The organism is Erythrobacter sp. JB1-7 (assembly GCF_057365015.1).
This window is the reverse complement of the sequence record NZ_CP200291.1, coordinates 1,103,128-1,128,614: the sequence shown is the minus strand read 5'-3', so window position 1 is coordinate 1,128,614 and position 25,487 is coordinate 1,103,128. Positions and strand designations below refer to the sequence as shown.

Here is a 25,487-nt window from a genome sequence, read left to right as displayed (position 1 = left end):
ACGCAGGGACAATGGCAAGTATTGCAAGCAGTCAGAACGAGCCGTGCGCCGCACGCGCGATAGAGTGGCAGCGCGAAACCGCGCTTGTGCCTTACACGCTTGCGTTGGAAGAAATGGACGCGCGGAGCACCGCAATCGGTGCCGGCGATGCCTCAGAACTGGTGTGGTTGCTGGAGCACCCGCCCATCTACACCGCAGGCACCAGCGCAGATCCAGCAGAGCTTCTCAATCCGCAGTTTGATGTGGTCAAAGCCGGGCGGGGGGGCGGTACACCTATCATGGACCGGGCCAGCGGGTTGGCTATCTCATGCTCAACCTGGCGCAGCGCGGTAAAGACGTGCGCTGTTTCGTTCATGCAATCGAAGGCTGGGTGATCGCCACTCTCGCTGATTTCGGGGTCGAGGCATGGCGTGCGCAAGGCCGCGTGGGCATTTGGACCAAGGACATTGACGGGCGAGAGGCAAAGATTGGCGCGATTGGTGTTAGAGTGCGCCGCTGGGTAACGATGCATGGATTTTCGATCAATCTTGATCCGGACCTTTCCCATTTTTCCGGAATTGTCCCGTGCGGGATCGAAGAATTCGGGGTCACCAGCATGGCACGGCTGGGCAAACCGATCTCAAACGAGGATTGGGACGACGCTTTATTCGCCCATGCTGACAGCTTTCTTGACGCGCTGGGGGGTGATGCCCGAAAGACGGCCGAATGATGAGACAGTTTCATACAGCTTTTGCGGTGCCGCTTTTGCTTCTCGCAGCCTGCGGTGAAGAAACCGCGCCTGAAGGTGGTACGGATGCCGCGGCGGAAAACGAAGCAACCGGAAGTGTGCTTGGCGGCACAATCAGCGATGATATGCTGCCGCTTGAACAATTGAGCTCGCAATCCCCATCGGCCAAGGATGATCCAAACGGCGCGCGGTCAACTGATGCGAGCGGCAGCGAAGATACACCGTCTTCTTCCGGTGGCTCAAACGCTTCGGCTTCGGATGATCAACCAGCTGCGCAAACGGGCAATGATGAACCAGCATCAGACAATTCTGTCCCCGCTGCCGCACCGGCGCAGACGCCCAGCGCTCCTTCGCCGACACCGCCGCCTGTTGCACCAGATACGCCAAGCGTTGCGCCGCCGCTGGGTGATGGCCGCTAGGCGGGTTTAGCCTGCCTTTGCGGCCTGTTCTTCGGCTAGAGTTGGATAATCGACATAGCCCTGCGGGATCGGGAAATACCAGCTTTTGGGCACGTCCTTATTGGGCGCAAATTCCGCACCCACTTTGATCCGGTGAGCCAGATCGGGATTGGAGATATAGGGTCTGCCAAAGCTGACCGCATCGCACCGCCCACTAGAAACATCCGCCTCAGCCTCGGCAGCCGAATAGTCGGAATTTAGGATCAAAGCGCCCGAATAAATCTCGCGGATTAATGGGTCTTGCTTGGGCACGTCCGTCTGGCCGAACGTGCCATCTGGGCCAGGCTGGCGCAATTCAAGAAAGGCAAGGCCCATGTCCTCGATAACCTTGGCAGCAGCGCCAAATGTCTTGGCTGGATCGCTGTCATCGGTTCCTTGGCTATCCCCATTGGGTGACAGGCGAATACCAACCCGGTCTGCGCCCCAAACATCAACAATCGCTTCTAGTGCTTCTCGCATAAAACGAGTGCGGTTTTCGGCAGAGCCGCCATATTCATCGGTGCGCAGATTGGTTTTGTCGCGGAGGAATTGATCCACAAGGTAGCCATTTGCGCCGTGCAATTGCACCCCGTCAAAGCCTGCAATTTTCGCATTTTCTGCGGCGCGCTTATAATCAGCGATTGTGCGTTTGATGTCCTCATGGGTCATGGCGCGCGCTGTCACATAGTCTTTGGTCCCCTCGGGCGTGTGCGCATGGCCGGGGGCGCAGGTCGCGCTTGCCGAAAAGGGCGGTTCGCCATCAAGGAAATAGGGATGGACGATGCGCCCCATATGCCACAATTGGCAAACGAACAGCCCCCCTTCTGCGTGCACAGCGTCGGTTGCCAATTTCCAGCTTTCTGTTTGTTCCGCGCTCCAGATGCCGGGTGCAGAAGGCCAGCCAAGCCCTTCGCGGCTGATACCGGTTGCCTCTGACAGGATCATCCCGGCATTCGAACGCTGGCGGTAATAGGTGGCCATCAATTCATTCGGTTCAAACATCGGATCGGCTGCTCTTCCGCGTGTAAGCGGGGCCATGAAGATGCGGTTTTTGGCCTCCAGCGAGCCCATTTTTAAAGGTTCAAACAGGGAATCGTGCATTGGGTTCTCTTTCAAAATCTATCTGCTGTTCACTTGGCGTGCCTGTGGCTAGGGCGCAAGTATGGAAAAAGCCCGCGTCCCAAAATCAAAGCTATCACAAGGGCGCGGGGTGTTGCTTTTGACTGCTTTATTGGTGGGAAATGCTGCATTGGCATTAGGGCCGTGGCTGGTGCGGCTCGCTGATACTGGGCCCGTGTCCGCCGGATTTTGGCGGTTGTTTCTAGCGCTCCCATTCTTGATGCTGCTCGCCAAGATAAGCGGACAAAAATTGGGCGGCATACCGGCTCGGCCGTTAGGATTTATTGCCATTGGCGCCATCGCCTTCGCTCTCGATCTGGCCAGCTGGCATATCGGGATCGGGATGACGCGGCTGGGCAACGCAACCCTGTTCGGCAATGGCGGATCATTTGTTTTGCTTTTTTGGGGCTTCTTGATTGCCCGCAGCCTTCCACGCGGCGCAGAATGGCTGGCGATCGTTTTTGCAATCAGCGGCGCTGCAATCCTGATGGGGCGCAGTCTGACAATTTCTCAAACCACGCTGATAGGCGACCTGTTCTGTCTGGCAGCTGGGCTTTTATACGCAGTTTATCTGGTCAATTTGCAGGCTGCACGCGAGCATTTTGGATCGTGGAGCCTTTTGGTCTGGGTAAGCTTTTTTGCCTGCCCCGTTCTGCTCGCGCTTGCTCTTGTTTTGGGCGAGCCTGTGTGGCCAACTGATTGGACGCCCGTGCTGGTGCTGTTTGTTACCAGCCAGCTGATCGGACAGGGATTGCTGGTCTATTCATTGGGACACTTCCCGCCGCTCGTGATCGGGCTTGCTCTGCTGACACAGCCCGTCATTGCTGCAGGCATCGGCTGGAGTATTTTTGGAGAGGTTCTTACACCGCTCGACGTGTTGGGTATGGTACTTCTAGGCTCTGCGCTTGTCGTTGCGCGAGTACGCAGTGAGCGGCGCAGTTAGCCGCTCACAATTCTGGCGCTCAACCAATAATCCCCCACGATAAGATTGCCTTTTTCGGGCGCTTTGGCTATCGCATCATCGTCGAAAACTACATTGATGGTGGCCCCTCCCAAAACCTCAACCAATGTGCGCCAATGGCTGGAACCGTCCTTGGTCGTCATCAGCTCAGCCTCCACTATCGTGCCTGCAAAGCTTGCTCTTGCGCTGGGCTTTTCGCCAAACAGGCCTGAAGGAATAAAGAAGTCGGACGCCAGTTGCGGCTCGGTTTTGCTGTCGGCCTGCACTTGCAGAAATGTGTCGGGGGAAGCGAAGATTTCTGGCTGAAATACAAAGGCTGTCAAATCCAGCATGGCCGCGCGCTGCGGCCCGCTTTCGGAAAAAGTGGTAGCTTCGCGCGGGTCAGCAAGTTCGACTAGCAAGGGAATTTCAAAATCGCTGAAAGTGACTGCCAACTGATATTCAAACGGTTCCCAGTCAGCATCAGATGTGCGCCCTTCAACAATAACCGGAAAGCGGCTTTTGCCCACAAATGCGGGGTTGGCGGTGATAACTTCTGCTGCGTCATTTTCAACGCGCAGACCCAACCACACTTGTCCGCCATTGTCCTTTTGCTGCATGCAAGCAATGGCATCACCTGAAAGTTCGTAAAGGTCGCATTGGGCGAGCACATTATCGATCGACGCGCTGTATCCTTCAGGGTTGGTCAAATCGATTTCGAAACCCACCATTGAAAAATTGCTGGTGGCGGGTTTCTCTTGCTGGGATTCGGATTGGGCAGGCGCTGCAAAGCTCAAGCACAACGCCATTGCAGCGGTAATCAGCGATTTCGCGTGCATCAGCTTAGTCACCGTCGACCGAAAACGGCATCTTGCCAAGATCGCCCATGCCAACCGTCCCGCTGGCCATGTCCAGCATTCGATCAAGGCTTGCTTTCGCTTTCAGCCGGAGATCTTCGTCAATCTCAATCCGAGGTTCGAGATCGCGCAAGGCAGCATAGAGTTTTTCCATCGTGTTGAGCGCCATATATGGGCAGATATTACACGAGCAATTCCCATCTGCCCCAGGCGCACCGATGAAGGTCTTTTCCGGCAATGCCTTTTCCATCTGGTGCATAATGTGCGGCTCGGTCGCGACGATCAGCGTGTCACCTTCAAAATTTTTGGCAAATGTCAAAATCGAGCTGGTCGAGCCGACATGATCGGCGTGGTCAATGATCGTCGGCGGGCATTCTGGATGGGCTGCTACAGGAGCGCCGGGGTGCAGCTCTTTCAGTTTCAAAAGCTCTGTCTCGCTAAACGCTTCGTGCACAATGCACACGCCCGGCCAAAGCAACATTTCGCGATCAAACTTGCGCGCCAGCCACCCGCCCAAATGGCGATCAGGACCAAAGATGATCTTTTGGTCCCGCGGTATCTGCTCAAGGATTGTCTCAGCGCTTGAACTGGTGACGATCACATCGGACAGCGCTTTCACTTCGGTTGAACAATTGATGTAAGTCAGCGCAATATGATCGGGATGGGCTTCGCGGAAAGCCTTGAATTTCTCTGGCGGGCAGCTGTCTTCCAAGCTGCAACCTGCATCCATATCGGGCAGGATCACGGTTTTCTCAGGGCTTAGGATTTTGGCGGTATCTGCCATAAATTTCACCCCGCAAAAGGCGATGACATCCGCGTCTGTGTCTGCCGCCTTGCGCGACAATTCAAGACTGTCACCCACGAAATCGGCGATATCCTGAATGTCGGGTGTCTGGTAATAATGGGCCAGAATAACCGCATTGCGTTCTTTGCGCAGCCGATCAATCTCGGCGAGCAGATCGGTCCCACTGGGGATTTTGCTCTCAACACTCATTCGGATACCCCGCTAACTTTGTTGCGCACGATGTAGGCGCGCGCGTTCAATTTTGCGAGCGATTTGCCCGTGATCTGTGTTAGTCACAAGGGGGAGAAGCAAAAATGTACACACTCGATTTGAAAGAGGCGTATTGCCCGGCGCAGGCTGACACACCGTATGAGGAGCGGACAATCGGTGCGATGCTGCGCGAACAGGCCGCCGCATCCAGCGACGGGCTCGCTTTGCGAGAGCTGCTGGCAGATGGCAGTATCGGGCGCGAATGGACTTACGCGCAATTGCTTGCAGATGCGGAGCGGGCCGGAAGAGCGCTGGCATCGCGTCATAACGCTGGCACGCGCATCGCGATTATGGCGGGCAATTGTCCTGAATGGGTGCTGGTGCAATTGGGCGCAGCGCTGGCGGGCCTGACCATTGTGACTGTCAATCCCAGTTTTACCGTTCGCGAAGTGCGCTATGTGCTGGACCAATCGGGATCGCAGGCGGTGTATTATCAAAGCCATGTGCGCGGCGCAGCGCTTCGCCCAATCATTGATGAGGCTGCAGCGGGTCTCGCCGCATCACAGCATATTATCGACATCGAAGAACACACTGAACTTTTCGCAGGGCAAGGCGATGGCGAATTGCGCGATAGCAACCCGCGCGACATTGTGATGATCCAGTACACATCGGGCACCACTGGCTTTCCCAAAGGGGTTTTGCTGCATCAACACGGCCTTGTCCAAAGCAATCACGACGTGTTTCACCGCTGGGGTTTAAGCGCGGGCAAGACCGTGATGTGCCCGTTCCCCTTGTTCCACACCGCAGGCAGCGCCGTCTGCGTGCTGGGCGTGTTGGCGCATGGCGGCTGTTTGCTTTTGGTGTCGGTGTTTGATCCTGTCGCCTGCGTCACCGCGATTGCGCGCGAAAAGCCTGAGATTGTTGGCGGAGTCTCCACCATGATCTTTGCGATGATAGAAGCCGCCAAAGCCGCAGGCACCGATGTCAAAGTGGTTGAACAGATTATCAGCGGCGGTGCAATGGTGCAGCCGGCGCTCAATCAGGCATCGCAAGATGTTTTCGGCGTGCCCATCCTGATCGTTTACGGCCAAACCGAAACTTCGCCCGCTATCACTGCTGCATGGCCCACGGATACGGGCGCGGAGCTTACAGAGACCATCGGCCAGCCCTGTAGCCACATGGAAGTCGCGATAAAGCACCCGCAGACAGGCGAGCTTTGCGCAGCCGACGAACAGGGCGAGATTTGCATGCGCGGCTACAATATGATGGTCGGCTATAACGACAATCCCAAAGCCACCGCCGAAACCATTGATGCAGAGGGCTGGCTGCACACAGGTGATCTGGGAAGCATAAGCGCGCGCGGTTATGTGAAGATTACAGGCCGCGTAAAAGAGATGATCATTCGCGGCGGCGAAAACTTGTTTCCCGCCGAAATCGAGGCCGCATTGGCCGAGCATCCCGCATTGGCCGAGGTCGCTTGCGCAGGTGTGCCGGATGAGAAATGGGGTGAGATTGTCGCGTGCTTTATGCGGATTGCCGAAGGGGCTGAGCGGCCATCGGATGATGAGCTTAAGGCGTTTATTCGCGAGCGATTGAGCCCGCAAAAAACGCCCGCGCACTGGGTATGGGTGGAGGAATTTCCGCTGACGGGATCAGGCAAGATACAAAAATTCGCGCTGGCGGAGAGTTTTGCGAAGGGCGACTTGGGCAAAGAGCCGATTTGACCTGATTGCGCACTATTCTCGCCATTGCTACTGTTGACACATGGCGGAGGACGTTCCCGATGAATAAAGACGCGCACAACTCAATCTATGCTTGGGTCTATGTTATCGTTTTGTGCGGCGTAATCGCGTTATGTTTGCACTTTGAAATATTCGATGCTGATTTGCCCTCATGGCTAGAGCCTTTTTTCTGGGTGGCAATTGCGATCAATGCCGTATGCATAGCTCGAGGGTTCTGGCAGCGTCGAGCATCCAATCCCAATAACCCAAACCTTTGATAGCATCTGTACCGCAATAAAGGTCAGCTCACGCTCGGCAGATCCCAGTGAGAGTCACACCACCTGCCAAACATCGCCATCCGCAGCAACGAGCGACCTTCGCTCTAGATCAATCAGATGCGCCGTAACGCTTAGTTCGGCGGCGGGGATCAGGCGTTCGTCCAGCCCTTTATACATCTCGGGGATAAAGCCACTCACGGGCCGCGCCTGCTCGCCCAACAACCGCAAAATCTGATTTTCCCGTTGTCGGCGGTGACCGATCATACCGCGCACCAATTGCTTGGGCTTGGTGATCGCTTCGCCGTGGGCTGAGTGATACACGCGGTCCTCGCGCGCCATCAGCTTTTCAAGGCTTGCCATGTAATCGCCCATATCGCCATCGGGCGGGATTACGACGCTGGTGGACCAGCCCATTACGTGATCGCCTGTGAACAGCGAACCGCTTTCTTCCAGCGCATAACACAGATGGTTCGAAGTGTGCCCGGGCGTCGCGACTGCGGTTAGCGTCCATCCCGTCCCGCGCATCTGTTCGCCATCTTCAAGAACGCGGGTCGGCGCATAAGTCGCATCGAATGCTTCATCTGCGCGGGGGTGATCGCTTTCGAGCACCAAGGGCGCACATCCCGCGACCGGCGCCCCCGTCCGCTCAGCCAAGGGGGCAGCGGCAGGCGAATGATCGCGGTGTGTGTGGGTGCACATGATGGCGGTGATCGTCCGTCCCGCCACCGCGCTCTCGATTGCATCAATATGCGCAGTGTCATCCGGGCCCGGATCTATTACCGCGCAATCAGGCCCATTCGGGTCGCCAATAACATAGGTCTGCGTGCCGGTGAACGTGTACGGGGATGGGTTAGGCGCAAGCACGCGCGCAATCAGCGGCTCGACCTGCTCTGCAAGGCCTGTTGGCCAAGGCTTGGGGGGAATGCGGCTCATGGGGCTTGCGTATGCATTTGATATCGGCAGAAGTCGAATGAGATTTGCATCGCGGGGAACACACAATGGCTGATTACATCCTGGTTTTGGACGAAGGGACCACTTCGACACGGGCTATGGTCTTTGCCAGCGACGGTGTTCTGGCCGCGAGCGCACAGGCAGAGCTGACCCAGCACTACCCGCAATCAGGCTGGGTTGAGCATGATGCAGCCGAGATATGGGACAAGACGCTGGCATGCGCGCGCGAAGTGATCCCGCAAGTCGGCGGGGCAGCTTGCATCGCTGCCATTGGCATCACCAATCAGCGCGAAACCGTTGTCGCTTGGGACAAGGCTACGGGGGAGCCGCTCACACGCGCGATTGTCTGGCAGGATCGGCGAACCGAAGGGTTTTGTGCTCAGCTGCGCGAAGCAGGTCACGAAGCGGATATCCAGAGCCGCACCGGCCTGCTGCTTGATCCCTATTTCTCGGGCACCAAAATGCGCTGGATGCTCGACAATGTGCCTGCGGTGAAAGCGGCGGCAGAGGCAGGCACGCTAGCCTTTGGCACGGTTGAAAGCTGGCTTGTCTTCAAGCTTACAGGCGGCGCATCGCATATCACCGATGCAAGCAATGCCAGCCGCACTTTGCTGATGGAGCTTGCTGGAACCGGGTTTGACGAAGGGCTTTGTGAGCTTGTCGGTGTGCCCCATGCAGCCTTGCCGCAAGTCGTCGATATGTCAGGCGCGCTTGCGACGACCAATGCCCGGCTGCTGGGCCGCGCCATACCGATCACGGGGATGGCCGGCGATCAGCAAGCGGCCACTATCGGCCAGGCCTGCCTTGCACCGGGCCAGACCAAGGCGACTTACGGCACCGGGGCCTTTGTCCTTGCCAATGCGGGCACAACACCGCCGCGATCCGATCACCGCTTGCTTTCAACGGTTCTTACCCAGATCAAGGGCAAGCGGACATACGCTATCGAAGGGTCTGTCTTCGTTGCGGGATCGCTGGTTCAATGGCTGCGCGATTCCCTTGGCATTGTCGATGTGGCGAGCCAGACCGAAGAGCTTGCCCGCTCCATTCCCGATTGCGGCGGCGTGACGATCGTTCCCGCGCTTGCAGGGCTTGGCGCACCGCATTGGAGAGCCGATGCGCGCGGGGTCATCACCGGGCTCAGCTTTGCAAGCGGCAAGGCAGAACTGGCGCGCGCTGCATTGGAGGCAATGGCGCATCAGACGCATGATCTGGCAAAGGCTTTCGCTGCTGACGGCGCTGAGTGGGCTACCCTCAGGATTGATGGCGGGATGGCTGCCAATGACTGGATGGCGCAGGATCTTGCCAATATGCTCGGACTAACGGTCGAACGGCCTGACTTTGTCGAAACGACCGCTTTGGGCGCAGCGATGCTGGCTGCTGCGGGATGCGGGCTGTATCCCGATCTTGCGGCGGCGGCGGATGCGATGCGGGGCAAGCTTGCCCAGTTTGAGCCCGATATGGACGATGATGCCCGCGCTGAGCGATTGGCGCGCTGGCACAAGGCCTTGGCAGCTGCCTAACAGGGGCGGGCATAGGGCGAGACATGGACCGCTTACCCCCTGTTTTGCAAAATGTTCAAAATTCCAATTTCGCCCAAAATTCAAGAGGCAGAGCCGCAAACTCGTGCCGTTAGTGTAACCTTATTCATATTGCGAAAATGCCAAGCCTGAACGGGGATTGGGCGGCGCATAAGCGCACCGGGCTGCGCAGCATAAACGCCAAAACAAAGCCCTGAAACAGGCCCCAAGACCAACAATGTGAAAGAGCGAAAGCGCACCTTTATAAAACGCTCATCGCAAGTAGGAAAACGCTCGCGCCCTTAAGGCGTAAATCCGCTGCGCTTTATACCAATCAGACCCAGCCCCAATCAGACCCAGCCCAATCAGATCTAGCCCAGATCAGCAAGTCGCCGTTCAAGCCGCCCTTGAAAAGCGCGCGCGGGCGAATTCATTTCGAAATTCTGCCGCCATGCCTCATCCAGCCGCGCGATACGCTGGTGCAGTTTCTCGGTCTCTGCAATCAGCGCGCAGGTTTCCGGTTCCAGCCGCTGCAATTGTTCTGGATCAGCTTTGCGATCCGATGGCAGCACGCCATGCTTGCGCACCTGACTTTCGCTCAGCTCGCCGGAGAAAAAGGCCCGCTGGTTCAGCAGCCATGCCAGCACATGCATCATGCGAGTGGTGGTCTTCAGCCCCTCGGTCGATAGAGCGAGGCGCACCATGCAATCCTCCCCCATGTCACGGTTGTCAGATCCCAATGCAAACACCGAACGCACATCGTCGGTGAGGACGAGCGCTTCGGTATAAAGGGCCTCAATTATCGGGCGGGAAAGGCTTGATGTGCGGGTCATGTTGGAGCCAAACGCTAATGGCTTGATCGCCTGTTCGCCAGCACCCGGCATGGTTTATCCCGCCCCAAACTGGGACCGTCCCTGAGCGGGACAGGAACGGGGGCAAACCCTTATCGCGCGTTAGGGATAAACGCCCCTGAGTGCTGCGGTTTTTGCCCCTCGCAGTGTGCGAAATGCGGTGGACGAAGCTTACAAAAATTCCGTGGAACAAGTGGGCTTTACGCGCGGGCCGCTATTCAAAAACCATGCGCGAACCCCCCAAGCGCGAACCCCCATTCGCCACCCCAATGTCCGTTTTCGCACACTAAAGCGCACAAAGCCTATGCGATGATATCGGGGACCAGATTGTCTTCGATCATGGCGATTTGGTCTTTCAGCCGTAATTTGCGTTTTTTCAATCGCGCAATCTGCAATTGATCCTTTGCGCCCGCATCAATCAAGGCGGCGATTGCGGCATCCAAATCGCCATGCTCTGTCCGGAGCAATTCGAGCCGTTTGCGAAGCTCAGCCTCATTCATAAAATTGCGCCCTTATCGAATATCGCAGATCACGTGGCTTGCAGTGCGGCCCAAGGCTTTCGCGGCCCAAAGCCTTCCATGGCCCAAAGCCTTCTATGGCCGGTGCTCATAAAGCGCCATACCACTGTGCTGGCAGGCTGCAAATCGGCGGTTGGGATCGGCCAAGAACGCCGGGGCACTATATGGGACACTAGGCATTGCCCACGATTGACCGCGTATTTCCAACGTTGGCTCGCCTTCACGCTGTGTTGGGCCTTTTCAAGACACGATGTGTGTGGTTTGATCCGTGTTGGCCGTTCGGCATTTCATGTGCCGAGTCGCTCATCCGGGGGCAGCCCCCGCTTATACAGGAGACACGTCAATGGTATCGTCGCACGTCCATGCCCTCCAATCCAAGCATGCCGGCATCGAAGCGCAATTGCGCGATGAAATGGCCCGCCCGGTGCCTGATGCAGCGACAATACAAAGTCTCAAGAAACGCAAATTGCGATTGAAAGAAGAGCTATCTCGAAACTAGCTCGCCTGCGGCTCCGGTCGCCATCAATTTGGGTTCGTTCACCGGATTACCATGGCGCAATCCGCTTTGCTTTTGGCTGAATTGACAGCTAGGCTTGCATTCGCATGAGTGCTGCTGCTTCCGCCCGACAAATACTTACTCGCCTTCACGAGGTGATGGCTTCGCGTATGCACACGCAGGGCAAGCTTGACGGTGTGGTGCAGATTATCGGCGAAAGCCTCTCATCTGAGGTGTGCTCGATCTACCTTCTTCGTGAGAGCATGCTGGAGCTGTTCGCGACGCGCGGCCTTAATCAAAGCGCGGTGCACGTTACCCGCATGGCGATTGGTGAGGGGCTGACGGGCGTCATCGCAGACAATGTCGAAACGCTGAACCTTGCCGAAGCAAAAGCGCATCCAGACTTTCAGTACCGGCCGGAAACGGGCGAGGAGAAATTTCACTCCTTTGCCGGCGTCCCAATTGTTTACAGGGCGCGCGCGGTGGGCGTGCTGTGCGTCCAGCATGTCGATCCGCGCCGGTACGAAGAAGTCGAGATTGAAGCGTTGCAGACCACGGCCATGGTTCTGTCCGAATTGATTGCCAATGCTGAACTGGTCGATGATGAAGAGGTGCTCAATCTTGGCGGGGCGCAGACGGGTCAGCAATCGCTTACCGGGCTGACTTTGGTAAAAGGACTTGGCGTCGGCCAAGCGGTTTTTCACCAGCCGCGCGTCCAGATCACGCAGGTGATGGCCGATGATATAGAAGCGGAACGCGCCCGCGTTTACCGCGCCTTTGACAAGATGCGCGACCAGATTGACCACCTGGCAGGACAGGCAGAATTTGGCGTTGGCGGCGAACACGAAGAGGTTTTGGAAACCTACAAAATGTTCGCTTATGACGAAGGTTGGTCGCGCCGCATTAACGAAGCGATCGACAGCGGACTGACAGCCGAGGCCGCGATTGAACGGGTGCAGCAGCACACCCGGATGCGCATGCGCGAGATTGACGATGCTTTGCTGGCCGACCGGATGCATGATCTGGAAGATCTCGCCAATCGCTTGCTGCGGATTGTTTCAGGCCAGCTCGCGACTGCCGCATCGCAGGGGCTGCCCCGCGACACTGTGCTGATTGCCCGCAATCTGGGCCCTGCTGAATTGCTTGAATATGACAAACGCCGTTTGAAAGGCGTGATCCTGGAAGAAGGCTCGCTTACCGCGCATGTCGTTATCGTTGCGCGCGCGATGGGTGTGCCGGTTTTGGGCCGCACCAATGGCTTGCGCGGGATCGTGCGCGAAGGCGACGAGGTTTTGCTGGACGCGACCGCTGGCACAGCAACAGTGCGCCCGTCCGCCCCGATCTCCGAAGCGTTCGCGGCGCGGTTTGCCCGGTCGCGCGAAAAACAGGCGGCCTATGCCGAATTGCGCGATGTTGAGCCAAAAACGCTGTGCGGGCACCGGATCGAAGTGATGATGAATGCAGGCCTGCGCGATGATATGAGCGCTTTGGCCATGACGGGTGCGGATGGTGTCGGATTGTTCCGCACCGAATTTCAGTTTCTGGTCTCCGCCACGCTGCCCCAACGCGAACGCCAGATGAAGCTGTACCGCGATGTGATGGAGGCCGCAGGTGACAAGCCTGTTATTTTCAGAACGGTCGATATTGGCGGGGACAAAGCGGTGCCATATCTCGCCTCAGATATTGCCCGCAATGATGAAAACCCGGCCATGGGCTGGCGCGCTTTGCGGCTGGCACTTGAACGTCAAGGGCTGATGAAAGCGCAGGCGCGCGCGCTGCTTGAGGCAGGGGCGGGGCGCAGTTTGCACGTGATGTTTCCGATGGTGTCCGAAGTGTGGGAATTTGACGCGGCGAAAGCCGTGTTCGAAGAACAGCTCGCCTTTTTGCGCTCCAAAAAGAAACAATGCCCCGATGCCATCCATTACGGCGCGATGCTCGAAGTCCCGGCTTTGGCAGAAACGCTTGATCTGCTTTTGCCCAAACTCAGCTTTTTGTCGGTTGGCACCAATGACCTTACTCAGTTTTTGTTTGCCGCCGACCGATCAAACCCGGAACTTGCGCAGCGCTATGATTGGCTGAGCTTGCCGATCATCCGGTTCTTGCGCCGGGTCACGAAAGAGGCAGCAGGCAGCGACACGTCTGTCGGCGTTTGCGGAGAGATGGGCGGGCGGCGGCTGGAAGCTTTGGCATTGCTCGGCATCGGATTTCGCCGCCTTTCGATCACGCCCGCAGCTGTTGGCCCGATCAAGGAATTGGTGTGCAAGGTCAATCTGTTCGACCTCGAAAACGCCATGGAAGGGTGGCTCGCTGACCCGCAAGTCAATTTGCGCGGCGCCCTTATGCAATGGGCTGGCGAGCGCGCAATCGAGGTTGAATAGGCCTACCTTTTTCAACCATCGGTTGACATGCGTTCACAAAACTTGACAGACAGGATGAAAGACAGCGCGCGGCCATTGTGCTAGCGGGCGGGAAGCCACGAGTTGAGCGAACGAGAAACCGGGTCATGGATAGCGAGCAAGAAACCAGCGAAGCCGAGCACTTGAGCGAAGCGGAAACATCCACCGGACCGATGGGGCCGGGCGAACAATTGCGCGCTGCACGGCTTGCCAAGGGTCTCGATCTCCAATTCGTAGCAGCCGAAACGCGCATACCGGTCCACCATCTCGAAGCGCTTGAGAATGAAGCGTTCGAAAATATGCCCGCGCGCGCTTATGCGATTGGGTTTGCGCGCAATTATGCGCGTGCAGTCGGGTTGGACGAGGTTGAAATAACCGATGCCGTCCGCGCAGAAATGGTCGATGAAAACGAACGGCGCGCGGCTCAAACCGGCGGCATGGAGCCGGGTGATCCGGCCAAGTTGCCCTCTGCTGGCCTTGCATGGTTCGGCGCATTTGCCGCGATAGTGCTCGCCGCGGGCGTTTATGCCTTTTACAACACCTATTACGCCTCAGGCCCCGGTCTTGGATCTTTGCTGGCAAGCGATGAGGCGAGCAGCGAAGGGGATGGGGAAGCTCTTGCTGCGGCCGATGGCGGCGCACAGCCCGAGTTTAATCCGAACGGGCAAGTCGTGTTCACGGCTCTGGATGACGAAATTTGGGTGCGTTTCTTTGTTGAAGGCGGGGATGTCCTGCTTGAGACAACGATGGCGCGCGGCGATGAATTCCGGGTGCCTAAGAATGTGCCCAATGTTCAGCTGAACACTGGCCGTCCGCAATTTCTTTCGATCACAATCGACGGCAAGGATGTGCCCAAATTGTCGGATGAGCAGGTCACTTTGGTTGAGCCTGTAACGGCACGCGATCTAATCGCGCGTTTTGCCCCCGTCGGCGACACGGCGCTAGAGGCCCAAGGCGCCAATACCGGGACCGCTTCGTCTCCGGCGCGGCAGGCACCGCCCGTCCGCTCGAACCCGCGACCTGCCTCATCATCAAATGCCGCAGGAAATGCGCCGGCTCAGCAAGAGGCTCCGACTGAGATAGAGGGCGACCCATCCGCCGATGCGCCTCCGCCAGCCGCAGATCAAACCGCTGCACCGTCTCAGCCAGCCGATGCGCCTCTATCCGAACCCGCGTCTGAACCAGCCGCACCGGCAAGTGAAGAAGCACCGCCGCCTGCTCGTTAGGCCAAGGGGCTAATTGCCCATTCTGGTTAGGAAGTGTCGGAAATGGGATCGTCTGGCCGGTATCATTTGTGATCAATCGCGCCAGTTACCCCCAAACTGAACCCGATTTCCTTGGGATTTCGCCCGCCGCGCTCTCGACTTGACCGCCGAGGGCGCGCAAAGATTCGGCCACGGTTCAGGCGCGCTGTGTCATTCCATCAAGAATGCAGCCACGAAGAATAGGGAGCCCACGCAAGCCATGCTCAAACTAGGAACGCCCAAAACGCAATCATCGGTGATTGCGCCGTTAACGAAGCGACCTCAGGTCAAAAGCGGCATTGGTGCATGTTTTGCAGTGCTGGCTGTGCTTGCGGCGCCCGTCCCCGCGCTGGCTCAGGACAATTCCGAGGCGCGCTTGCGCAAGATCGAAGCGGAAGTTCGCGCCTTGCAGCGCAATGTATTTCCGGGCGGTGCAGGGCGCTATTTTGAGCCCCAGATCTCCCCGGGAACAGGCGCAGCGCAGGGCAGCACTGCCGATGGTGTTTCCGCGCCATCGACCACGGCTGTTACAGATATTCTCGCCCGGCTTGATGCGATGGAGCTGCAATTGCAGCGGCTAACAGCGCTTAGCGAGGAACAGGCCAATGCCATCGCCTTGATGGATGATCGGGTGACCGCGCTCGAATCCGGTGGCACCAGCGCTCCGCTAACAGGTGGCGGGTCAGAAGAAGCAACCGCAGTGGATAGCAATCTTTCCGCTCAGGGTGCGGGAAGCGATTTGGGATCGACTGGTTCCGGTGCGCAATCACGTCCGGCTGAAACGCCAACGCCAGCGGCGACGGGTCCGTCCGCTGCGCGGCTTGCCGCGGTGCAGGCCATCACCAAACCGCAAACCGAAGATGCGGGCGATGATGAATATTCCTATGGTTTCCGCCTTTGGAACGCGGGCTTTTACCCCGAAGCGCGCCAGCAGCTCACCAAATATGTTGAGGAATACCCGCTCCATTTCCGGGTAACCTATGGCCGCAATCTGCTTGGCCGGGCTTTCCTTGATGATGGTATGCCGCAAGAGGCAGCGCGGTGGTTCCTGCGCAATTATCAGGCCGACAAAACCGCGCGCCGCGCACCCGACAGTCTGTTGTTCCTTGCCGAAAGCATGATCGCTTTGGGTGACACGACGCGCGCCTGTATCGCCTTGTCGGAGTTTGCCGAAACCTATCCGGCGGTCGCAACCGGGCGTTTGTCGGACAAGTATGAGAGCAATAGGCAAAAGGTCACTTGCTCTTAACGCCGCGCTGTTCCAGCACTGCGGGCGATGTCAGAACCGTTCCAACTTGGCGCGCTTGATTTAACCGGGTTGAATGACGCGGACCTTGCCGAACGCTTTTCGCGCGCGCTCAGCCTCGTCTGGCCGAAAGAGGCGCGCGCCGGGCCGCTTGGGTTGGCGGTGTCTGGCGGACCGGACAGCCTGGCTCTGGTGCTCCTCGCGCATGCTGCGTTGGATGGCGATATCGCGGTCGCCAGTGTCGATCACGGATTGCGAGCAGAAGCGGCCAGCGAAGTCGCATTTGTGGGCGAATTGTGCGCCGCGCTGGATGTGCCTTTTACCCCGATTAAAGTGACACTTTCTCCCGGCAATCTTCAAGCGCGCGCGCGCGACGCACGGTACCGGGCGCTTGGTGCATGGGCAGAAAAGGCTGAACTGGGCGCGCTTGCCACCGCGCATCATGCTGACGATCAGGCGGAAACGCTGCTTATGCGTCTTGCGCGCGGAAGCGGGCTGGCGGGACTGGCAGGAGTGCGTGCCGCCTCGCATGTGCCGGGTTTTGATGATTTGCTTTTGATCCGCCCGCTGCTGCGTTGGCGCAAAGCGGAACTTGAAAATGTCGTTGCCCGGTGCGGGATTAAGCCGGTCAATGACCCATCCAATAAAGACGCTCAGTTTGACCGGGTGCGAGTGCGCAAGCATCTGAGCGAGAATGAATGGCTCGCTCCCGAGCAGCTCGCCCAAAGCGCCGCCAATCTGGGGGAGGCATGGCTGGCTTTGAGTTGGTTTGCCGAAATTGACTGGGAAGACATGGTCCACCGCGATGGCGATGGTTCGGCAGCGTTCACCTATTACGCCAATGTCCCCCGCGCGGTGGCAGTGGAGACGATTTGCCGGATTGTTGGTGAATTGGGCGGGGCCGTCAGCCGGGCAGAAGCAGGCCGCGCCTTTGATCGGTTATGGCAGGGCCAAAATGCTTCGTTAGGCGGAGTGCTGGCTGTGCCGGGATCAGAGCTTGTCGCGAAGGTGGGCGTTGAAATGCGCAGCTGGCGTTTCACCCCTGAACCGCCGCGTTCATTGCATTAGTTTGCGTTGGCTTGCTCTTGTGTTCGCTAGGGCGTGTTTTTGTCTGTGTTCGCTAACGCTCACGCCGGACCGCCCCGCCTCCCCGCCCGTCCACCAAGGGTTCCACAGGATATGGTGGACGGGCGGGGAGGCGGGGCGGTCCGGCCAAGGATTGCACGGATGTGCAATCCGCACTCAACAAAGACTCGGGGCGGTCCGGCCAAGGATCAGTCGGATGTCTGGTCCGCACCCAAAACAAAAAAGGCCCGCCATCAGGCGAGCCTTTTCAATGGTTCAAACCGTTTGATCAGAGCATTTTGTGACCAAGGCCAACGATATTGCCTTTGGTAATCACAACCTTGTCGCCGCGCTTTGCAATGGCGAACAGCTTTTCGGCAAAATCATCGGGAACACCGATGCAGCCATGGCTGGCATAACCGTTGAGCACGGGCGAGCCATGGATAGCGATACCGCTCCATGTCAGGCGCAATGTGTATGGCATCGGCGCATTGTTGTATTTTTCCGAAACGTTGTCGATCTCTTTGGTCAGGATCGGAAACACGCCCAGCGGTGTGGGATGCTTTTTCGTTCCGAGCAGAGCAACAGAAGTGCCGATTTCATGGCCATCGCGGAACACCGAGATAATCCGTGCATCGAGATCCACCGTGATGATGAGCTTGCCTTTGGTCGGCGCGCGGGTTTCGTCCCAATACCATTCGCCATAACGGATGGACCCGCTGATCGGCAGAATGCTTTTGATAACGAATGGATCATCGCTTTCGATGACTGGCGTAGGCGCGGCCTCTTCGACATAGGCCTGCGCTGGTGAGGGGCGCGTTACCGGCGGCGCGATGGGCAAGGACGCAGTGTTGTTCGCCAAAGTGGCAGGCCGCGCCGGGATAGTGCGCGTGGCGGGACCGCGCGGCGCAGCAGGCATCGCGGCATCGCCAGTGATGGGGGGCAGGGCCGCAATGGTGCGGTTGGGCTGTTCGCTTGATGCGATGTCTGCACCGTAAGGCGTGGGCAGGCTGGGATCGATAATCGCCGAAGGAGCGCCGGTATTAGGGTCAATCGCCCGGATTGCGTCGGATGCTTCGTTGGCGATCAGCTCGGCTTCATCGCCAAGCAGGCTGGTGGCAGTATCCTGTGCGGCCAACGGAGAGGCAAAAACGCACGCAGCCAAAGCCATGGCAGCGGTGAATCGGTTGGGGGTCTGCACCTTTTTCATTCATGCCTTATGCCTCTTTTGCGCATTTTGCGCCAGTGGCGCGATGGTTCAAGTCCCCTCGGGGGACGCGGATTTGGCAAAAGTTAACGCGTTCAGCCAGAGTCAATCGTCTGCGCAAAGGCGGCTGCGGCTCCCAATAGGCCGGGTTGGGGGTGCGTGATAAGTTTCACAGGGATGGTCCCCATCAAACCTGCGAACCGCCCCTTAGCGCGAAAACGTGAGGCGAACCCTGAAGACAGGAGTGTTTCGCGAATGCGGTAGCCAAGCCCGCCTGCAATGACCACACCGTTTGCGCCTTGTACCAGAGCAATGTCGCCTGCCACGGCTCCCAAAGACAGACAGAACCGGTCAACCGCAGCAGCAGCAAGGCTATCGTCACCGCTCGTGCCTGCGGTCCAGATCGCGACATCGTCCAATTCGGCGACCGCGCGCCCCTCTAGCGCGGCAAGCGCCTGGTAGATATCGACGATCGCCGGCCCGGATACCACGCGTTCGGTGGAGACCCGATTGTGGCGCTTGCGCAAGCGGGCAAGGATCGCATCTTCGATGGCGTCAAGCGGGGCGAAATCGCCGTGTCCGCCTTCGGTCGCTTGTACGCGGTAGTGTTCGGGCGCGCTTCGCCAGAAATGCGCAACGCCAAGGCCGGTGCCGGGCCCCAATACGCTGATCGTGCCGGTGCCGGGCAATTCGCCTTCGGGCCCGGTGAGATGCAGGAATTGGTCAGCCGGTGCGCGCGCTGCGGCATGGGCGACAGCTTCGAAATCGTTGACAATCATATGCGCTGTGCAGCCCAGTTTTTCTGCCATCAATGGCGGACGGATTATCCAGGGATTGTTGGTAAAGCGGATGATATCAGGTTTGATCCGCCCTGCGACCGCCATTGCGACATTGTCAGGCAGACTGCCGCCCTTCTCCTCGCGGAAATGCTCCCAAGCGGTTTGAAAGCTGGCATGCGCTTCGGTGTGCAGTGTTACCGGTTCGCCCAGTTCAATGGTGCCATCGCCCGCAATCGCGGCTATCGCAAAGCGTGCATGCGTGCCGCCAATGTCAACCGCGACAAGATCGGTGCTCATTAAAGCCCCGCCGCTTTCAGCATCGCCGATGCGCCCTGTTCTGCGCCGTCGGCGTGCGACTGCATCATCCGGTAAAGTTCGCGCCCCACGCCCCATTCGGGCGCGGGATCGGGTGCAGGGGTTCGCTCATCAAGATCGGCTGTGGTGGAAAGCTCTCCGGTTGCTGCGCACACGGTCACAATATCGCCATCTGCAATGCGCGAAAGCGGCCCGCCGCCAAGCGCTTCGGGTGTGCAATGGATTGCCGCTGGCACTTTGCCTGATGCGCCTGACATGCGCCCATCGGTAACCAGCGCGACCGAGTGGCCTTTGTCCTGCAATACCGCGAGGGCAGGGGTAAGCGAGTGCAGTTCCGGCATTCCGTTCGCGCGCGGCCCCTGAAACCGGACGACGACAACAACATCGCGGTCAAGCTCGCCTGCCTTGAATGCGGCGGTGACGGCATCCTGTGTTTCAAACACGCGGGCGGGGGCTGTGATTGTCCAGCGCTCTTTGGCAACAGCAGAGGATTTGAAGCACGCCCGGCCCAGATTGCCGGTTAGCAATTTCATCCCCCCATCGCTTTGGAATGGATCGTCAGCAGGCCGGACCATCGTATCATCGCGGCTTTCAGCAACGCGGGACCACAAAAGCGCATCGTCCTGCCAGGCAGGTTCGGCGGCGTAAGCCTCAAACCCGTCCTCCCACACGGTCAGGATATCGCGGTGGGCAAGGCCAGCCTCAAGCAATTCGCCAATCACATATCCCATGCCGCCCGCGTGATGGAACTGGTTCACATCGCCTGATCCATTGGGATAGACGCGGGCAAGCAATGGCACGACGCTGGAAAGCTCGGCCAGATCGCTCCAGTCGATGATAATGCCCGCCGCGCGCGCCATGGCGGGGATATGGATCGCATGATTGGTCGATCCGCCGGTAGCAAGCAGGCCGATCACCGCATTCACGATGGCTTTTTCATCAACGACCTGAGCAAGAGTGCGGGTGGTGGTGCCCGACAATTCGGCAAGCCGGTGCACCGCGGCACGGTCCAATGCCTGGCGCAATTTTGTGCCCGGCTGGACAAAGGCGCTGCCCGGAACATGCAGCCCCATCATCTCCATCATCATCTGATTGGAATTGGCCGTGCCGAAAAAGGTGCAGGTGCCCGGCGAATGATAGCTGGCAAGCTCGCTTTCGAGCAAGGCATCGCGGTCCACTTCACCCGATGCGAATTTCTGGCGGGTTGCCTGTTTCTGGCTGTTGGAAATGCCGCTGGGCATGGGGCCGGAGGGCACAAAGATCGCGGGCAAATGGCCAAAGCGCAAAGCGCCCATCAGCAGACCCGGCACAATCTTGTCGCAAATGCCAAGAAAAGCCGCGCCATCATACATCTGGTGGGACAGCGCAACGCCGGTCGCCATCGCGATATTGTCGCGGCTGAACAGGGACAATTCCATCCCGTCTTCGCCCTGCGTTACCCCGTCACACATGGCAGGTGTTCCGCCTGCAACTTGCGCCGTGGCTCCCACTTCGCGCGCGTAGATCTTCATGCGGTCAGGATAGCGGCCATAAGGCTGATGCGCGCTCAGCATGTCGTTATACGCGCTGACAATCCCGATATTGGGCCCGCGATTGTCTTTTAGCGCGTCCTGATCCTCCAGAGCGCCTGCAAAGGCATGGGCCAGAACAGAGCAGGACACGGCTTCGCGCTCTGGCCGGCGATCCGCCTCGCGCTTCATCAATTCGAGATAGGCGCTGCGCCCCGGCTTGGAGCGTCTGGTCACGCGCTGTGTCACGCGGTGGATGGTGCCGTTAAGTTCACTCATGCCAGCTGACCCCGTCGCGTTCTGCCAAGGCAATCGCCGCGCTTGGCCCCCAGCTGCCTGCGGTGTAAGTCTTTGGCGTCATATCCGCATTTTTCCATGCAGCACGGATCGCATCGACCCATTCCCATTGCGCCTCAACCTCATCGCGGCGCACGAACAGGGTCTGATCGCCTTTTATGAGATCGAGCAGCAGGCGTTCATAGGCAATCCTGCGATGTGATCCCACGAATGCGTCGGGCATTGTGATTTCCAATGGCACCTCGCGCAGGGCATTGCCCGTCGCTTCAAGCCCTGGAACTTTCGCCATCAGCGAAAGGGTAATGTTCTCTTCCGGCTGAATGCCGATCAGCAGCGAATTGGGATTGAGGCCGCTGCCGCCTGCGCCAAAGATGGAGTGGGGGACGCAGCGAAACTGGACCAGAATTTCCGTTACGCGTTCGGGCAGACGTTTGCCCGTGCGAAGGTAAAAGGGCACGCCTTTCCAGCGCCAGTTTTCAACATGCGCCTTGATCGCGGTGAAAGTTTCCGTGTTGGAGGCTTTGCCCAGTTCTTCGTCATATCCGGGTACCGCCTGTCCGCCGATTGCCCCTGCTCGGTATTGTCCGGTAACTGTTTCGTTTGCGATGACAGGCCGCAAGGCGCGCAGCACTTTCACTTTCTCATCGCGCACAGCGGTCGCATCAAAGCTGGTGGGCGGCTCCATCGCAACAAGGCTGAGCAATTGGAGCATATGGTTTTGGACCATATCGCGCAAAGCGCCTGCATCATCATAAAAGCTGACGCGGCCTTCCAGCCCGACGGTCTCTGCCACAGTGATCTGAACATGCTCGATAAAGTTCGCATTCCAGATGGGTTCAAACAGGATGTTGGCAAAGCGAAGAGCCAGCAGGTTTTGCACCGTCTCCTTGCCCAGATAATGGTCAATCCTGAAGATGCGGTCTTCGGGGAAAGCATCCGCAACCGCATCATTGATAACCGCCGAACTTTCCAGATCAGTGCCGAGCGGTTTTTCGAGGCACATCCGCACCCTGTCACCCGCCAGACCTGCATGGCGCAGGCCTTCGATCGTAGGCTCAAACAGGCTGGGCGCGGTTGAGAGGAATATTGCGAGGCCCTGCTCCGAATAGTCGCCGACCTTTGCCGCAAGATCATCGAACCCTTCGACAGTGGAGGCATCCAATTGCTGGTAGCTCAGCCGGTTGAGGAACCCCGCCATCCCGCCGCGCCGCTCGTCTTCGAGATGAGCCTCTAACGCTTGGCGCGCCATATCGCGAAAGCCCGCATCGTCGAGTTCGCTTCGTGCAGTGCCAATGATCTTGAGCCCTTCGGGCAGCAATCCATCAGCATCAAGCGCACACAATGATGGCAAAAGCTTACGGCGCGACAAATCGCCGGTTGCACCGAAAAGAAGGAGCCTGTCAGCGGCAAACTGGGTCATCTATGATCCCTAAACATGAGCGGAGCGTAGCGTCACGCTGCTAGCCAATTGTTTAGGGAGCGGCAATCCAAATTGACGCACTACAGGCCTGTTATTTGCGCTTAATCAATCAGAGTGACCTCGACGCTGCTGCTAAGGAAGTTAATAGGAGCAAAGGAGGTGAGGAAACTGACATCGGCGGCATCGCGGCCCACCCCGATTTTCGCCGTGTTTGCAGGATCAGCCATGCCCGTGGGGTCAACCATCTGCCATGTTCCGCCTCCTGCAATGGCCGGATCGGCCAAAAAGACTTCGGCGATGGCGTGAAAATCGGGCGGGGTTACGCCCGGCGCATAACACGCAACATAACGCGCGGGGATAGCAGAGGCACGTGCCAGCGCGATCATCACATGCGCGAAATCGCGGCAAATGCCTTGCCGCTCGATAAAGGTCTGCCGTGCATCTGTATCGGCATTGCTCGAACCGGGCACATATTCGAAATGCTGGTCAATCCACGCCAGGATTGCAGCGATGCGCGCACCGCCCTCAGTCCCGTCAAATTCCGAGGCGACGAGCGCCTGAAATTCCTGGCCCCTGCAATACCGGGAATCCAGCAGATATTGCACCGCTTCGCCAGGCAATTGATGATGAGGCAGGCCCTCAAGCGCGCTGAGATCATCGCATTGCCGGTCTATCTTGACAGTTGCGGCATAATCAATCTGGATCAGGCCATTGCACCGCAACCATGCCCTCTCGCCAATATTATCATGCGCACCGATACGAGCGAAATGCGCGGACCGGGTGACAAGAGTGGACAGATTGCTCAGCTGTTGCTCAGGCAATTGGGCAGCTTCGAATTGCAATAGAACATCGGTTGGCTGATCAGCTTCGAAAGCGATGGAAGATTGAATTTGAAGAGGCATACTTCATCCAATCGCCCAATTGCGATAGGGTTGCGCAAAAGCTAAAAGAAAATCGCGAAGATACAGCTGCTCCAATTAACCTTTGCGTGCCCAAGTGCCCCATTTTGCAACGGTTTAGTGCACAGCGCATGGGGCCAACCTGTCTGTCCCATATGGGATATTCATGACGGGTATGGCCCGGCCTAATTGATCAATCCTCATCAACGCAGTGCCGGTCTTGCTTCCCGAAAGACGATCCGACCGGCGCTAATACAAGGGATTGTATCCATGAAAATCAGTGTTCTGGCGATTGCCAGCGCCGCGCTTGCGACCGGCTTCGTTGCCGCTGCACCGGCTCAAGCAGAAATGACGGCGGGGCCTTTTGACAAGCTCAAAAAGGCAGCCAAGAAAGCCAAGAAAAAAGCAGACCAGGCCAGCGAAGCCGCGCGCACCGTCGATGCGGTTGTGAATGGCGGCGGTGTCTCCGCAAGCGGTGTCGGCGCATCGGCCAATGGTTCGCGCTGCAATGCCAATCGCGGCAGCAATTCCAACTCACCATGCACCGCGCGGGCGCCGGATCATGCGGGCAGTGCGGGACCAACCCCTGCGAAATATGCAAGCGCAACCCAATGCGCAAATGTAGGCCTTGGAAACGCATTCGTTGCGCGTGATGGCGAATATACTTTCAGCCAGGGTATCAGCACTCAAGAGCGCAGCGGCCTCCTCGATCGCCGCAATGTTCAGCCCACGAGCGGCTGTGTGTTTGAAGGTTTGGGCGTTGGCGATGTGCTCTATGTCGAATTTGACAAGAACAAATACAAAAAACACGCTTATGCGATCCAATGCGTGTCTTTTGACGGCGGCGAGCAGCTCAATAACACCAATGGCCCCAGTGTCGGCAATTATGGCGGGAAGGCAATCATGCTGCACACCGGCAATTCAACCGGCTACACACCCACGGCGTCTGGCAGCAATTCTGACCGTTCGAGCGCTTACAAAGCGTATATGGACAAGCGCGGACGCACTTTCACGACGTTCAATTTCGGCGCGTTGCACACCGACAAATCCGGCACGGATTTTTACTGCCAATGGTTTGATAAAAGCACCGGTAAAAGCGCCGTTGCCCTGACATTCCGCCGCGGCCCTGCCGGCTAATTTCAATTTCTTGAGGCGACCCGCGGGCAAGGCGCATACCCAAGTGAATTTTTCATTTCGCTTTGCTCACACTTTGCAGCGGTCAGTGGATGCTGGATTTTTCTAGGCTCATTGGCCGCTGCATCTTTCGCCTCCGATTTCTTCATAAAAGGACAAATATCATGCGTTTTCGTATTGCTCTTCTCGCCGGTGCACTTGCTATCGGCACTGCTCCTGTTCTTGTGGCTCCGGCATCCGCACAATCATCGTCTAGCGAGGTCGCAAAGGACGGCTCGTGCCCCAAAGGGTTCAAACAAAGCGGCAGCAGCTGCAAATCATCCAGCCAGGTCGCGATCACCAAAATCGGATCATGCCCCACAGGCTTTAAAGCCAGCGCCAATTACTGTGTCGGTGACAAAGGTGATTATGCCGAAGTGAAAAGCGGATCTTGCCCTTCAGGGCTGAAAGCTTCGGGAAAATACTGCATCAAGTAATCTGCGCCTCAAACGATTGAGTAACCGCGCCCGTCTAGAATGGGCGCGGTTTTCGCGTATGGCATTCCCGCCGCGCAGTGTTATCTGCCTCTAGC

At 57.9% G+C, this 25,487-nt stretch carries 22 protein-coding genes and 1 pseudogene; 12 read left to right on the top strand and 11 right to left on the bottom strand.

All coding sequences use genetic code 11. The features are described 5' to 3' along the window. Positions 1-11: 11 nt before the first annotated feature. Both lipB and AC0V6W_RS05520 read left to right on the top strand, forming a co-directional pair. Positions 12-709 (top strand): annotated as a pseudogene (lipB, locus tag AC0V6W_RS05525) (lipoyl(octanoyl) transferase LipB). Beyond that, positions 706-1,146, top strand: coding sequence for a hypothetical protein (locus AC0V6W_RS05520; RefSeq protein WP_486147966.1), 441 nt, complete (start codon positions 706-708; stop codon positions 1,144-1,146). The pseudogene lipB and the gene AC0V6W_RS05520 overlap by 4 nt, the downstream one beginning before the upstream one ends. A 6-nt stretch (positions 1,147-1,152) precedes the next feature. Here the strand turns inward: AC0V6W_RS05520 and AC0V6W_RS05515 are convergent, their stop codons facing one another. After that, positions 1,153-2,265, bottom strand: coding sequence for an alkene reductase (locus tag AC0V6W_RS05515; protein ID WP_486147964.1), 1,113 nt, complete (start codon positions 2,263-2,265; stop codon positions 1,153-1,155). 238 nt (positions 2,266-2,503) lie between these two features. Here AC0V6W_RS05515 and AC0V6W_RS05510 point away from each other — a divergent pair, with 238 nt between their 5' ends. Next, positions 2,504-3,226 (top strand): DMT family transporter, encoded by a 723-nt coding sequence (locus AC0V6W_RS05510; protein ID WP_486147962.1) that lies wholly within the window; start codon positions 2,504-2,506, stop codon positions 3,224-3,226. Here AC0V6W_RS05510 and AC0V6W_RS05505 read toward each other — a convergent pair. Together AC0V6W_RS05505 and nadA are read right to left on the bottom strand one after the other, a co-directional pair. Continuing rightward, entirely contained in the window at positions 3,223-4,062 is an 840-nt protein-coding gene (locus AC0V6W_RS05505; protein WP_486147960.1) for a hypothetical protein, read from the bottom strand. The genes AC0V6W_RS05510 and AC0V6W_RS05505 overlap by 4 nt on opposite strands. Positions 4,063-4,066: 4 nt before the next feature. Then, positions 4,067-5,074, bottom strand: coding sequence for a quinolinate synthase NadA (gene nadA / locus AC0V6W_RS05500; protein WP_486147957.1), 1,008 nt, complete (start codon positions 5,072-5,074; stop codon positions 4,067-4,069). A 104-nt stretch (positions 5,075-5,178) separates the two neighbouring features. On the opposite strand from nadA, the gene AC0V6W_RS05495 reads away from it, so the two are divergent. Next, positions 5,179-6,798: a class I adenylate-forming enzyme family protein gene (locus AC0V6W_RS05495; protein ID WP_486147955.1), complete on the top strand. Its 1,620-nt coding sequence runs from the start codon at positions 5,179-5,181 to the stop codon at positions 6,796-6,798. A gap of 329 nt (positions 6,799-7,127) precedes the next feature. Here AC0V6W_RS05495 and AC0V6W_RS05490 read toward each other — a convergent pair whose 3' ends face one another. Beyond that, positions 7,128-8,006, bottom strand: coding sequence for an MBL fold metallo-hydrolase (locus AC0V6W_RS05490; RefSeq protein WP_486147953.1), 879 nt, complete (start codon positions 8,004-8,006; stop codon positions 7,128-7,130). A 65-nt stretch (positions 8,007-8,071) separates the two neighbouring features. On the opposite strand from AC0V6W_RS05490, the gene glpK reads away from it, so the two are divergent. Beyond that, positions 8,072-9,544 (top strand): glycerol kinase GlpK, encoded by a 1,473-nt coding sequence (gene glpK / locus AC0V6W_RS05485; protein ID WP_486147951.1) that lies wholly within the window; start codon positions 8,072-8,074, stop codon positions 9,542-9,544. Between the two features lie 368 nt (positions 9,545-9,912). On the opposite strand, the gene AC0V6W_RS05480 is transcribed toward glpK, so the two are convergent. Continuing rightward, positions 9,913-10,374, bottom strand: a complete 462-nt coding sequence (locus AC0V6W_RS05480) for a DUF1465 family protein (protein ID WP_486147949.1) — start codon at positions 10,372-10,374, stop codon at positions 9,913-9,915. 320 nt (positions 10,375-10,694) lie between these two features. Further along, a complete protein-coding gene (locus AC0V6W_RS05475) occupies positions 10,695-10,892 on the bottom strand; it encodes a DUF465 domain-containing protein (RefSeq protein WP_486147947.1) in 198 nt (65 codons plus the stop codon). 361 nt (positions 10,893-11,253) lie between these two features. Here AC0V6W_RS05475 and AC0V6W_RS05470 point away from each other — a divergent pair, with 361 nt between their 5' ends. The 5 genes from AC0V6W_RS05470 to tilS all read left to right on the top strand — a co-directional run bounded on the left by AC0V6W_RS05470 (position 11,254) and on the right by tilS (position 17,360). After that, complete coding sequence (locus AC0V6W_RS05470) at positions 11,254-11,409, top strand: YdcH family protein (RefSeq protein WP_486147945.1); 156 nt, start codon at positions 11,254-11,256, stop codon at positions 11,407-11,409. Positions 11,410-11,513: 104 nt separating this feature from the next. Next, positions 11,514-13,784 carry a phosphoenolpyruvate--protein phosphotransferase gene (gene ptsP / locus AC0V6W_RS05465; protein WP_486147943.1) on the top strand — a complete coding sequence of 757 codons (2,271 nt, stop codon included), beginning with the start codon at positions 11,514-11,516 and terminating at the stop codon, positions 13,782-13,784. A 125-nt stretch (positions 13,785-13,909) separates the two neighbouring features. Further along, on the top strand, positions 13,910-15,028 hold the full coding sequence (locus AC0V6W_RS05460; RefSeq protein WP_486147941.1) for a RodZ domain-containing protein: 1,119 nt from the start codon (positions 13,910-13,912) through the stop codon (positions 15,026-15,028). Between the two features lie 238 nt (positions 15,029-15,266). Next, positions 15,267-16,295, top strand: coding sequence for a tetratricopeptide repeat protein (locus tag AC0V6W_RS05455; protein WP_486147939.1), 1,029 nt, complete (start codon positions 15,267-15,269; stop codon positions 16,293-16,295). Between the two features lie 27 nt (positions 16,296-16,322). Further along, a complete protein-coding gene (tilS, locus tag AC0V6W_RS05450; RefSeq protein WP_486147937.1) occupies positions 16,323-17,360 on the top strand; it encodes a tRNA lysidine(34) synthetase TilS in 1,038 nt (345 codons plus the stop codon). 286 nt (positions 17,361-17,646) lie between these two features. Here tilS and AC0V6W_RS05445 read toward each other — a convergent pair whose 3' ends face one another. The 5 genes from AC0V6W_RS05445 to AC0V6W_RS05425 form a co-directional block, all read right to left on the bottom strand. Next, positions 17,647-18,567 carry a L,D-transpeptidase family protein gene (locus AC0V6W_RS05445; RefSeq protein WP_486147935.1) on the bottom strand — a complete coding sequence of 307 codons (921 nt, stop codon included), beginning with the start codon at positions 18,565-18,567 and terminating at the stop codon, positions 17,647-17,649. 92 nt (positions 18,568-18,659) lie between these two features. Beyond that, a complete protein-coding gene (locus tag AC0V6W_RS05440; protein ID WP_486147933.1) occupies positions 18,660-19,640 on the bottom strand; it encodes a glucokinase in 981 nt (326 codons plus the stop codon). Further along, entirely contained in the window at positions 19,640-21,445 is a 1,806-nt protein-coding gene (gene edd, locus AC0V6W_RS05435) for a phosphogluconate dehydratase (protein ID WP_486147931.1), read from the bottom strand. Before edd ends, AC0V6W_RS05440 begins: the two co-directional genes overlap by 1 nt. Further along, positions 21,438-22,883 (bottom strand): glucose-6-phosphate dehydrogenase, encoded by a 1,446-nt coding sequence (gene zwf / locus AC0V6W_RS05430; RefSeq protein ID WP_486147928.1) that lies wholly within the window; start codon positions 22,881-22,883, stop codon positions 21,438-21,440. The genes edd and zwf overlap by 8 nt, the downstream gene beginning before the upstream one ends. A gap of 101 nt (positions 22,884-22,984) precedes the next feature. Further along, positions 22,985-23,785 (bottom strand): transglutaminase-like domain-containing protein, encoded by an 801-nt coding sequence (locus tag AC0V6W_RS05425; protein WP_486147926.1) that lies wholly within the window; start codon positions 23,783-23,785, stop codon positions 22,985-22,987. 267 nt (positions 23,786-24,052) lie between these two features. Here AC0V6W_RS05425 and AC0V6W_RS05420 point away from each other — a divergent pair, with 267 nt between their 5' ends. Then, positions 24,053-24,919: a hypothetical protein gene (locus tag AC0V6W_RS05420; RefSeq protein WP_486147924.1), complete on the top strand. Its 867-nt coding sequence runs from the start codon at positions 24,053-24,055 to the stop codon at positions 24,917-24,919. 161 nt (positions 24,920-25,080) lie between these two features. Continuing rightward, a complete protein-coding gene (locus AC0V6W_RS05415) occupies positions 25,081-25,392 on the top strand; it encodes a hypothetical protein (protein WP_486147922.1) in 312 nt (103 codons plus the stop codon). The last annotated feature ends 95 nt before the right edge of the window (positions 25,393-25,487 follow it).